The organism is Vibrio cholerae (assembly GCF_008369605.1).
Lineage (GTDB): Bacteria > Pseudomonadota > Gammaproteobacteria > Enterobacterales > Vibrionaceae > Vibrio > Vibrio cholerae.
In genome coordinates this window covers 137,665-149,758 of record NZ_CP043556.1, presented here as the reverse complement: position 1 = coordinate 149,758, position 12,094 = coordinate 137,665, and the positions used below count along the sequence as shown (strand labels likewise).

General features: G+C 47.3%; 7 protein-coding genes. 4 read left to right on the top strand and 3 right to left on the bottom strand.

All coding sequences use genetic code 11. The features are described from left to right. Positions 1-68 precede the first annotated feature (68 nt). A complete protein-coding gene (locus F0316_RS14825; protein WP_001160754.1) occupies positions 69-1,217 on the bottom strand; it encodes an iron-containing alcohol dehydrogenase in 1,149 nt (382 codons plus the stop codon). Positions 1,218-1,888: 671 nt separating this feature from the next. Here F0316_RS14825 and F0316_RS14820 point away from each other — a divergent pair. Then, positions 1,889-5,044, top strand: a complete 3,156-nt coding sequence (locus F0316_RS14820; RefSeq protein WP_149560651.1) for a chitinase C-terminal domain-containing protein — start codon at positions 1,889-1,891, stop codon at positions 5,042-5,044. Between the two features lie 123 nt (positions 5,045-5,167). On the opposite strand, the gene glgC is transcribed toward F0316_RS14820, so the two are convergent. Together glgC and F0316_RS14810 are read right to left on the bottom strand one after the other, a co-directional pair. Next, on the bottom strand, positions 5,168-6,391 hold the full coding sequence (gene glgC / locus F0316_RS14815; RefSeq protein WP_001154339.1) for a glucose-1-phosphate adenylyltransferase: 1,224 nt from the start codon (positions 6,389-6,391) through the stop codon (positions 5,168-5,170). Positions 6,392-6,693: 302 nt separating this feature from the next. Then, entirely contained in the window at positions 6,694-8,577 is a 1,884-nt protein-coding gene (locus F0316_RS14810) for a sensor domain-containing diguanylate cyclase (protein WP_002157076.1), read from the bottom strand. A gap of 418 nt (positions 8,578-8,995) precedes the next feature. Between F0316_RS14810 and F0316_RS14805 the strand changes: the two genes are divergently transcribed. The 3 genes from F0316_RS14805 (at position 8,996) to secD (ending at position 12,094) form a co-directional block, all read left to right on the top strand. Then, positions 8,996-9,652 carry an SH3 domain-containing protein gene (locus F0316_RS14805; RefSeq protein WP_172626098.1) on the top strand — a complete coding sequence of 219 codons (657 nt, stop codon included), beginning with the start codon at positions 8,996-8,998 and terminating at the stop codon, positions 9,650-9,652. A gap of 76 nt (positions 9,653-9,728) precedes the next feature. Continuing rightward, positions 9,729-10,184 (top strand): hypothetical protein, encoded by a 456-nt coding sequence (locus F0316_RS14800; RefSeq protein WP_033930482.1) that lies wholly within the window; start codon positions 9,729-9,731, stop codon positions 10,182-10,184. Between the two features lie 71 nt (positions 10,185-10,255). Next, positions 10,256-12,094, top strand: coding sequence for a protein translocase subunit SecD (gene secD / locus F0316_RS14795; RefSeq protein WP_114711563.1), 1,839 nt, complete (start codon positions 10,256-10,258; stop codon positions 12,092-12,094).

Sequence of the window (12,094 nt, the reverse complement as noted above, 5' to 3'; positions counted from 1 at the left end):
TTGGATTGACGTGCTGCAAGAGTGTAACAGGATTTATCGTTTAGCGAATAGCGCTGCTTGGCTCAGATTTAATACAAGGCGTTTTCTAAGATCTTGCGTGACTCTTGTAAGTCAATCGTGCCTTGTTCACCCAGTTTATGCATACCGTGGGCTGTCAGTTGCTGCAATACCGCATCGACGGCAGCCTCTTTTGCCATGCCGTGTTCACCAAATTGGGTCGCCACATTCAGTTGGTGGTAAAAAGCTTCAATGGCCGCAATGGTTTTTTCCGCTAAATCATCGGATTGCGGTAAACCAAAGACATTTTTGCCCATCTGTTCGAGTTTGGCTTTTTTATGCTTCAGTTGATTGCGTAGCAGCCAAGGTTGCACAATCGCTAGCGAACGAGCGTGGTCGACATGCCATAACGCAGTGAGCTCATGACCGATCATATGCGTTGCCCAGTCTTGCGGTACTCCAGTGCCAATTAAGCCATTTAGCGCTTGGTTGGCTGTCCACATGAGGTTAGCTCGCCATGCGTCATTGTCTCGATTTACAAAATCTGCGCCTAAGGCTAACAGGTTGCGTAGCAGCACTTCGGCATAGCCTTCTTGCACCATGGCTTGAGTGGGGAGTGTCAAATACTGTTCACACACATGCACCCAAGCATCGACTAAACCATTCACCAACTGGCGTTCTGGCAAGCTCTTCATCACATCAGGGTCAAGCACGGCAAAACGTGGCTGAACGGCGGGAGAGAGAAACGCCAATTTATCTTGTGTTTCCGCTTTGGTGATGACCGCACCAGTATTGGATTCAGAGCCGGTAGCGGGCAGAGTCAAAATCGCGCCGATCGGTGTGGCTTGTTTTACGGTGTGTTGCCCGGTCAAAATATCCCAACCATCGCCTTCATAAAATGCTGCGGCGGCCACGTACTTTGAGCCATCGATGACCGAGCCACCGCCGACGGCAAGAATAAAGTCAATGTGTTGGTTTTTCACTATGTGCACCGCTTTATCCAGTGTTTCCTTGGTTGGGTTAGGCTCAACACCGGAAAATTCAACCCATTGATGTTCACTTAGTGCCTCAACCACTTGGTCATAAACGCCATTACGTTTAATGGAACCACCACCATACAGCACTAACACTTTGTGATCTTTTGGAATATCCCGACGGATGCTGGCGATCTGCCCCTGTCCAAAATGGATCATGGTTGGGTTGACGTAACTAAACTGCATCTGCTCACCTCATTAGTATGGTTTTTGGAGTAGCCGTGAATCGGAAAAACGAGCAGCCCAAGCTGCCGTTAGCCCACAAGTTTATAGGCTGAATGCTATTACGCATCTGCAAAACACAATAGGTCATTTTGCGAGGAAATTTTGTGTATTGTGCGAGGAAATGGGCATTTCATATCCCCTTCCTACTTGAAGTTGCCGCGGTGTTGGCTACGTTCGTTCACCCCAATCACATAGTTTGCCTATGCTCATGGGGAGTCACTCACTTGCTGCCTACCTGTAACTCCAAGTTGTTTGGGTATCGCAAGGGTTAACAAAAGAGGAAGTAAAATTATTGATGTTTTACTCTTTTGTAACAATAAGCATAGTTGTAGGCTTGTGCTCCCTCTTAGGAAAAATTGTCACACAAAAATTGTTGAACCCCGTATTTTGTTCTGAAAAACGGGGCTTTTTTTATGGTGAAAAATTTATGAGTAATTCGTTGTTGATGCAAAATAACTCGCTTTGATTTGCATAAATCAGACACTCGTTTGCGAGTCATTATTAAAATTCACACTTTTTTGAGTGCCAAATTATCCCTCTATTCTAAAGTTGTTTTACGCAAGATTTTAAGTGAACCGATGTCGACGTGGTTTATTTAATGGTTGAAATAATAACTTGAGGGAAGAACAACAATGCGTGTACTCGAAGGAAAAGCAGGGAAGAGTGTTTTTACACTAAGCACTTTAACCGCTTCATGTTTAATGGCTTTTAGCAGCTATGCTGCGGTGGATTGCTCGACGTTACCTGAATGGCAATCGTCTGCGGTGTATACCGGTGGTGCCAAAGTGCAGCACAAGGGCAATGCTTACCAAGCCAACTACTGGACTCAAAACAACGATCCTGAAACCTTTTCTGGTAACTATGCCCAATGGAAACTGTTGGATTCATGCAGCACATCGGGGGGGACTAACCAAGCACCGAGTGTGACGTTAACCTCACCGCTTGCCACTGCGCAGGTGAAAGCTGGAGAGGTCGTGACACTCGCAGCAAACGCCTCTGATGCAGATGGTTCTGTCGCGCGTGTTGAGTTCTTAGTGGATAGCGTATTGGTTGGTCAGGCAACCAAAGCCCCGTACAGCGCGAGCTGGACAGCGACCAAAGGAACGCATGAATTTAGTGCGGTTGCCTTTGATGATAAAGGGGCTGTCAGCACCAAAAATGCAGTCACTCTGACGGTGAGTGACGCTGGTCCAGCGAATCAAGCGCCAACCGTGGCGGTGGCTCTCTCTGCATCAAGCGTGGATGTTGGGGCGGTCGTAACGTTGAGCGCAGAAGCGGCGGATGCGGATGGCTCAGTAGAGAAAGTCGATTTCTATGTTGGTGGTGCGCTTGTCGGCACTTCAGCAAAAGCACCTTACACTCTCAATTACACGGCAACCAAAGCAGGTTCACTAGCGGTTTACGCGCGTGCTACCGACAACTTAGGGGCAGCCACAGATTCTGCACTGACCACGCTGGTGGTGAATGGCGTCGCACCGGTTGCGAATTGCCGTCCGGATGGTTTATATCAAACGGAAGGCGTACAAGTGCCATACTGTACCGTTTACGATGCAGATGGCCGTGAGAAAATGGGCGTGGATCATCCACGCCGTGTGATTGGTTACTTTACCAGCTGGCGTTCAGGCGATGATCCGCAAGCCGCTTACTTGGTTAAAGACATTCCTTGGGAGCAACTGACACACATTAACTATGCGTTTGTTAGCATTGGTTCGGATGGCAAAGTGAATGTCGGTGATGTCAACGATCCAAATAACGCGGCCGTTGGTAAAGAGTGGCCTGGGGTAGAAATCGATCCAACGCTAGGTTTTAAAGGTCACTTTGGTGCTCTAGCCACTTACAAACAAAAATACGGTGTAAAAACCCTGATCTCTATCGGCGGATGGGCCGAAACTGGCGGTCACTTTGATGCAAATGGTAACCGTGTGGCTGATGGTGGCTTCTACACTATGACCACCAATGCTGATGGTTCCATCAACCACGCAGCGATTGAAAAATTTGCGGCATCTGCAGTTGAGATGATCCGTAAGTACAAATTTGATGGTGTGGATATCGATTACGAATACCCAACCTCCATGGCGGGCGCAGGAAATCCCGATGATAAAGGTTTTATGGAGCCACGTCGTGCTTACCTGTGGGCTTCTTACCAAGAGTTGATGCGTGTTCTGCGTGAAAAACTCGATCAAGCCTCGGCGCAAGATGGCCATCACTACATGCTGACGATTGCCGCACCATCTTCTGGTTACTTATTACGTGGTATGGAAACATTCGATGTCACCAAGTATCTCGACTACGTCAATATCATGTCTTACGACTTGCATGGTGCGTGGAACGATCACGTTGGTCACAACGCCGCGCTCTACGATACAGGTAAAGACTCTGAATTGGCGCAGTGGAACGTTTACGGTACAGCGCAATACGGTGGTATCGGTTACCTGAATACGGACTGGGCATATCACTACTTCCGTGGCTCAATGCCTGCAGGTCGTATCAACATTGGTGTGCCTTACTATACCCGCGGTTGGCAAGGTGTCACCGGTGGTGAGAATGGACTCTGGGGCCGAGCGGCACTGCCGAACCAAAATCTCTGTGCACCGGGTACTGGTGAAGGGGAGAAAAACAACTGTGGTCACGGTGCAACCGGCATCGACAACATGTGGCATGACGTTAACGCTGCAGGTGACGAAATGGGCGCAGGCTCTAACCCAATGTGGCATGCGAAGAACCTAGAAAAAGGCATTTGGGGTTCATACGCAGCGGCTTATAAGCTCGATCCAACCACCACACCGCTGATTGGTACTTATGTACGCAATTATGACAGTGTGGCCGTGGCTCCTTGGTTGTGGAACGCAGAGAAGAAAGTGTTCTTGTCGACCGAAGATAAACAGTCAATTGATGTGAAAGCCGATTACGTTATCGACAAAGAGATTGGCGGTATCATGTTCTGGGAGTTGGCGGGTGACTATAGCTGTTACAACCTTGATGCCAACGGCAAGCGCACCTCAGTGGATCCTTCTGAGCAAGCGTGTGCCACCGGTAAAGGTGAGTACCACATGGGTAATACCATGACCAAAGCCATCTACGACAAGTTCAAAGTCGCCACGCCTTATGGTAACAAGGTGGCAACGGGCGCAATCCCTGCTGAAGCGGTGAATATTGCGGTGAAAGTCGGTGGCTTCAAAGTCGGTGACCAAAACTACCCAATCAATCCGAAGATTACCTTCACCAACAATACAGGGGTTGATATCCCGGGAGGAACGGAATTCCAGTTTGATATTCCGGTTTCAGCGCCAGATAACGCGAAGGATCAATCGGGCGGTGGTTTGAAAGTGATTGCGTCGGGTCATACTCGTGCCAATAACATTGGCGGATTAGACGGTACGATGCATCGCGTGGCGTTCTCTCTACCCGCTTGGAAATCACTTCCTGCAGGGGCAACCTATGAATTGGATATGGTTTACTACCTGCCGATTTCAGGTCCAGCGAACTACACAGTGAAAATCAACAATGTGGAGTACGCATTTAGCTTTGAGCAACCGGATCTCCCTGTCGCCGATTTGACTGCAGGTGGCAATACGGGAGGCAATACCGGCGGTAACACTGGTGGTGGTACGGGTGGTGGCTCAACGGGTGATGTCATCCAGTGGGTTCCCGGTTCGACCCAAGTCCAAAATGGCACAACGGTGACTTACAACGGTAAATGCTTTGTAGCTCAAAATAGCCCCGGCGTATGGGAATCACCGACACAATCTAACTGGTTCTGGAAAGAAGTGACTTGCCCTCAGGCGTAACTGTTCGAATCAGGTCATCAAGAACCCCCGCATTGCGGGGGTTCTTCTTATTCAGTCACTCAAAGAGTGTATGGTTTGCGATAGATGAGCCATGAACGGTCTAATATCTACTTTCCGGGAAAGCTACTCGGTCGAAAACTGATAACTTTCTGGTACGACAACAACGCCTCGCTCTGAGATATGAAAGCGTTTTCTATCCTCGATAGGATTAAGGCCAATTTCGGTATAGGGCGGAATTTTTACGTGTTTATCGATAATGCAATGAATGAGCTTACACCCTTCGCCCACTTCAACATCATCAAACAAAATACTGTCGACGATCAGCGCAGAATCATTGATGCGAACATTGGAAGAGATGATCGAATGTTGCACCGAGCCGCCCGAGTTGATGACGCCGTTAGCAATGATTGAATTGATAAAAATCCCTTCGTTACCCGTGGCTGACGAAACGGTTCTTGCTGGCGGGTACTGCTGCTCATAAGTGCGGATTGCCCAGTTTTTTTGATACAAATTCATGGGCGGAACGGGCTGCAACAAATCCATATTGGCATCATAAAAAGAGTCTATGGTTCCGACATCTCGCCAATAGCAATCCCGAGCGACGCGGCCTTTACCAGAGCAGAACGAGTAGGCAAAGACACTTCCTGTCGCGATCAATTTAGGAATGACGTCTTTCCCAAAGTCGTGGCTAGATTGCTCAATTTCAGCATCTTCGGTTAATGCTTTTTTCAGTACATCCATATTGAAAATATAAATCCCCATCGAGGCTAAACTGTGATCGGGTCTGTTGGGGATACAAGGGGGATCCGCGGGCTTTTCAACAAAGCAGGTAATACGAGAGTCGTCATCAATGGCCATCACGCCAAACGCGGAGGCTTCATGTCGAGGCACTTGCATACAGGCAATGGTTAAAGTGGCATTTTTGCTGATGTGTTCTTCGAGCATGGCAGCATAATCCATGCGATAGATGTGATCACCAGAAAGCACCACGACATATTTGGCATCACTACGCGCAAGTAGCCACATATTGTGGAACAGCGCATCGGCGGTTCCTTCGTACCATTTTCCTCCCTTACGCATTTGCGGCGGCACCACGGTGATGAATTCACCAAGCTCGGGATTGAATATGGACCAGCCATTACGAAGATGTTTATGCAAGGAGTGCGATTTGTATTGAGTTAACACCAAGATGCGGCGTAATCCAGAATGCAGGCAATTGGTTAAGGTGAAATCGATAATCCGATATTTTCCACCAAAAGGTACAGCGGGCTTGGCTCTGTCATCCGTCAGCGGGGAAAGGCGTGAGCCCATTCCTCCTGCGAGAATCACAGCTAAAGTGTCCTGCATAAAGCATCTCCATGAATCGATTTGTGACTAACTCCTTCCTCCTTGAAGTTGCAGTTGTGTTGGCAATATTCAATCATCCCAGTTACATAGTTTGTCTACGTATATGAGAATTTATTCACTTGCCGCCTACCTGCAACACCAATGAGTTTAGGTGTGTTTGTAGTAAAACCAACCTATGAAGCGTAGTACAAGACGCAAAAGTTAGCGGAGGGCTTAAGAGCCCACTCGATAAGGCTGAGTGAAAATCGCTACAAGCTGTGAGGTAGCTCTTAATAATCTTTGCTGCTTACATCGATTTTGCATCACGCAAAGTGATGCATTTCCATGGCGGTGAGTACTGATATTTGGTTGCGTCCCGATGTTTTGGATTCATATAAAGCCAGATCGGCTCTTTTGTAGCTTTGGTCGGGTGATGTGCAAACATCGGTAACACCACCACTTAGGGTCACTTGTTGATGGTGTAATGAAGCGATATGCAGGCGTACGCGGTTAAGTACTTGTTCGGCTTCTTCAATGGAAGTGTAGGGGAAAATAATGGCAAACTCTTCTCCGCCAATCCGTGCGATAAAATCCGATTCCCGTAACTGATCTTGGATGCCTTTCGCAACGGTCCGTAACACTAGGTCCCCTTCGTTGTGTCCGAATTTGTCGTTAATGCGTTTAAAGTGGTCGATATCAATGATAGCAAGGCAGCTCTGGGCTTGATCGGGATAACGGCGACGCTTAGCGCACTCTAAAGAGATGGTTTGATCGAATTTACGTCGATTCCACAAATCGGTTAACGCATCTTTTTCGCTCAGCTCACGCAGGCGATTCTCCAGCGCCTTGCGATGTGAAATATCCACAAAAGAGGCAACGTAGAATTGAATGACATTGTCTTCATCGCGGATGCTTTGAATACGGAGAATCTCGGTGATGCTTTCGCCATCTTTGCGTTTGTTGATCACTTCACCTTCCCATACGCCATTGTCTTGCAGAGCTTTCCACATCTGCATATAGAATTCGACTTTGTGTAATCCAGAAGCAAAAATGGACGGCTGCTTACCTTTGACATCTTCAAAAGTGTAACCACTTAGGCGGGTAAATTCGTTGTTTACTTTTATGATGCGATTCTGGCGGTCGGTAATGACCACCGCTGACATGCCATCCATCGCTGCTCGAGCCAATTTACTGTCAAGGCTATTTTTCAAATGGTTGATGTTCCATGCCGCAAATCCAGCCGCAATGATAGAGAGTAGCGATAACACTGTCACCGCTTGACTCATCAGTGCCCAGCGCGCATTTGCGTAGGTCTTATCTATTTCTGCCTTATTGATGCGCAGTACCAATACCAAAGGTTTAAAGTCAGGTAAGACAGAACTGAGATCCACTTTGATATAGCTAAACCAGGTTTGATTGGATAGAGCAAAGCCTTGTTGGTTGAGTTGGATTTTTTGCCAAAGCTCTGGGTGTTGGGCTGAAAAGTGGAGTGAATAGGTTGAACGCGTACCGGATGGCTTGTGTTCACTGAGCAGTAATTCTCCTGCCGAATTCAAAATATCCGGTGAATCAAACTGATCATAAATAAAAGAGAGACGTTGATAGAGAGACTGTAGCTTCACCGTCACGACAAGAAAACCTTGCCGTTGGCCTTGATGCTCAATACCCGTCACAAAACGAAAGGTCGGCAGCATACCAGAAGGCGTATCTGCTGACATCGCCACTTGCGTTGCCCACACTTGAGGCGTCGTGAGTTGGGCGTATTGAGCCACAATTTGCTGGCTGAACGGATCTGTCGTTTGAGCAGATTCAACAAAGGTGACTTGGTGCCCATCGTAAATCGCTTTAAGTTGTTCTTTTCCTTGTCTATCCAGCAATCTGAATGAAGAGAAAATAGCTTGCGATCTTAACGTCACATCCCACAATGTTTTGAGTTGACTGAGTGCTTCTTTGCTTGGTGTGGTGACAGCCGTGAATAAAAGGTCATTTTTAGCTAACAGCTGGGTGGCTTGGTGTGTGCTTTCCAGCATCCGTAACAAGTCATGCTGACTGAACTCAAGTTGTAAGCGAGTCTGTTTTTCAACGCTGCTGACCGCTTGAGTCTCAAGTTGGCTAGCAGCATGTATGAAATACAGTGTAGGAATGAAACCAAGTACAAACGCAACAATGGCAAATTGTATGAAATATTTACGGGCTGAGGTGTACATAATTCGATGTATAAGTCGTTAAGTGCATACTATAGAACGAATCAAATGAGATTTCGCTTCCAGAATTTTACTTCGTGCACTCGATCATAGTTTGTGTTTGTTAATAAACGAACCATGCTCAATTTTTCAGCAGAGGATCCGATTAAGAGAGGCAATTCGATGATGTCTGCCGCATTTACATTGTAAATCTCGCATTCATCTTGGGGGTCGATTGGGCGACTCGGTGACGGATGATCTTCCATAACCGCAGCATGAAGTGTGTCTTTACTTCAAAAAATCTTTTTATCAGAAGATTTCTGGTCAAGCTTTGTTCAAATATCCCGCTATATTGATAAGAAAGTAAGATTCGTCGCATTTTCGTATTAATGACGTTGCGCTAGAGAAATTTTACGAGCGGGGGAAAATGAAAAAAATACTCATGCTACTCGTGCTGATACTCGGATTAGGCGGAGCAGGTGCGGGATTTTATCTGTTTTATCTCAAACCGCAGATGGATGCGGAAGCGGCTAAAGCCAATGAAGTACCTGAAACTGCGCCTGAGACTCCTGCAGAGCCAACTCCCGCTATCGAAGCCAAACCTGAGATTATGGATTTTTATGTCGATGCGGTGACATTAAGCATTCGTGAGCAACCCGATCCCAATGCTTATCCGGATGTTGATAAGCAACTCTATCGTGGTGACAAGGTTCATTTGCTTGAAAAAAAAGGGGGATGGGGGCGTATTTCGGATTATTACGTGTATGAGGACGGTGGGCTTGAAGTGGCAGAGTGGATCCCCTTAGAAGGATTGACCGTCGAACCGCCTGTGATTACGCCAGAAGAGCGCACTAAAACCTTAATAGGCTACATCGAAAGCTCGGATGATTTTCTTTTGCATCAAGAAAAATTCCTGACTACAACCGATACCTTATTAAAAGAGGGAAATTGCTCGCCCAAAGATTTTGAAGAGCTCGGAGGCTGGGTGCGCTCAGTCACTTTCGGAGAGCAGCCGGTGTATTTTATCTACTGCGGAGGTTTGAGCCAGACACATAAGATCTACCTGAACGTGCAAACTGGCCAAATTTTCTATCGCTAGATCACATTTTTTCGCTTGAGCTTCACTGAGCATCGGCCTACACTGCTCACTTATCTAAGAGGCGAGATCTGAAGTCATGTACTTGCGTGTTCTGATCCAGTGTTGGTTTGCTTTACTTGCGGTGGTGCTACCTTCGCAGGTTTTTGCTTATGCGCTGGAAAGTGAAGCAAGCTCCGCATGTCCAGAAGCCAGCATTTCGACAAATCCGATCCTTGAATCCGATTGGCTTTTGAGTTCAGCTCCGCAGCCTGCCATACCGAGTTCGCAGTCGCACGTTAGTCATGGTGCTTATGCCATTTTAAATCATTCGCGTCACGCCCCGACACAACGTCTTCTCGTAGGGTGTGGCTCTGATCTGCCGTTGGACGCTGATTTTGATGAGCCCCAATTAGGCACTTCTCACAGTCGGCCGCTTTTTGCTACAACGACCGACTACTGCAACCGAAGTTACGACTTTTTCACCTCCTCTCACCGACTTGCGGGTTGGAAAGAGAGTAACGCTATGTATGTAGCGCTCAACAGCCAATTCTAACGTTCCCATATTCATTTTTTAGTGTGACATTGTCACTTGTTGAATCACTCAGTTTAGGCTGAGAGGGAACTATGAAGAAAAAAACACAAAATCAGGCGGCTAAACGCCTGATCAACCACTATTCCGCTTGGAAGTATGTGGTTCTGGTAACCACCATCATCATTCTAACCTTAAGTGCTATTCCTACTTGGTATGGCGAACAACCTTCTATTCAGTTGCAATCTAAAGATGCAACGAGTGTATTACGCAATGTTCCTGAGCTGACGCAATTGCTCAATAAGCAAAATATTCAGGCCGATGAAATTACCCAACAAGGGGATAACACCACCTTGGTTTTTGCCAACGAAACGCAGCAGTCACAAGCCAGAAATGCACTGGATGCGCTTGTGAAAGAAGGGGATACGATCACGTATTCTTATGTGTCTGTTGCGCCAAAGTGGCTAGGCAATTTGGGTTTTTCACCCATCAAATTAGGCTTGGATTTACGCGGGGGCGTACAGTTTCTGCTGAATGTGGATGTCGATAAGGCCTTCCAAGAACAGCGCGACAGTATGATGGATGCAGTAAAAGATTCGCTGCGTACAGAGCGTTTGCGCGGTGTCTCGGTGCAAGCGATGGGTAATGATGCTTTTGAGGTCAAAACTGAACAGCCGCAAGCCTTGAGCCATGTACGCAAATACTTGCAAGAAAATTATCGAGGCTGGGAGATTCGTCAAGGCTCAGATCAGTTGCAGGTTCAGCCATCACAACAAAATAAATCCGAGTTTCAAACTGCGACGATTCAACAGAACTTGAAAATCATGCGTGATCGGATTGAAGAACTTGGGATTACAGAAGCTCTGGTTCAACGCCAAGGTGAACATGCGATCCGTATTGAGCTGCCCGGTGTGCAAGACCCCTCACAGGCGAAGAATGTGATTGGTGCGACCGCAAGTTTAGCGTTTTATGAAGCAAAATCTCCAACGGATGCGCGCAGTTACGACGATTTAATCCTAGAAGATGGCAATGGACGTCCTGTGATTCTGGCTAAGCGTCCAGTGCTGAGTGGCGAGCATATCGTCAATGCCCGTGCGGGTGTGGACAACATGGGTATGTCTGAGGTGAACATTTCACTGGATCACGCAGGCGGCAAAATCATGAGTGATTTTTCCGGTAAACACATTGGCAAACCGATGGCGACCGTCTATCGCGAATATAAAACCAATGCGCGTGGCGAAACCGTTCGCAGTGAGAAAGTGATCAGCGTTGCCACCATTCAATCTCAATTGGGGAGCCAATTTCGTATTACGGGCGCAGGTTCAATGGAAGAAGCACAGCAGCTCGCCCTACTGTTGCGTGCAGGCTCGCTGACGGCACCTGTCACCATTGTTGAAGAGCGCACCATCGGTGCTTCTTTGGGTGAAGAAAATATTGCCAACGGTTTTGCTGCCTTGGCGCTTGGTATGGCAATGACGCTGACGTTCATGGCGCTTTGGTATCGCCGTTTGGGTTGGGTGGCAAATGTCGCTTTGTTGGTCAACATGGCTTGTTTGTTGGGTCTGATTGCTTTATTGCCAGGGGCAGTATTGACCCTACCAGGTATTGCAGGTTTGGTGTTAACCGTGGGTATGGCGGTGGATACTAACGTGCTGATCTTTGAACGTATTCGCGACAAACTCAGTGAAGGGCGTAACTTTGCACAAGCTATTGATACCGGTTTTGACAGTGCTTTCAGCACGATTTTAGATGCCAACATTACCACCATGATCACGGCAGTCATTCTGTATTCGATTGGTAATGGTCCTATCCAAGGCTTTGCTTTGACTTTGGGCTTAGGCCTACTCACCAGTATGTTCACTGGCGTATTCGCTTCACGAGCATTGATTAATTTGGTTTGGGGACGCGATACGCGTCGTGATGTGAGGGTATAA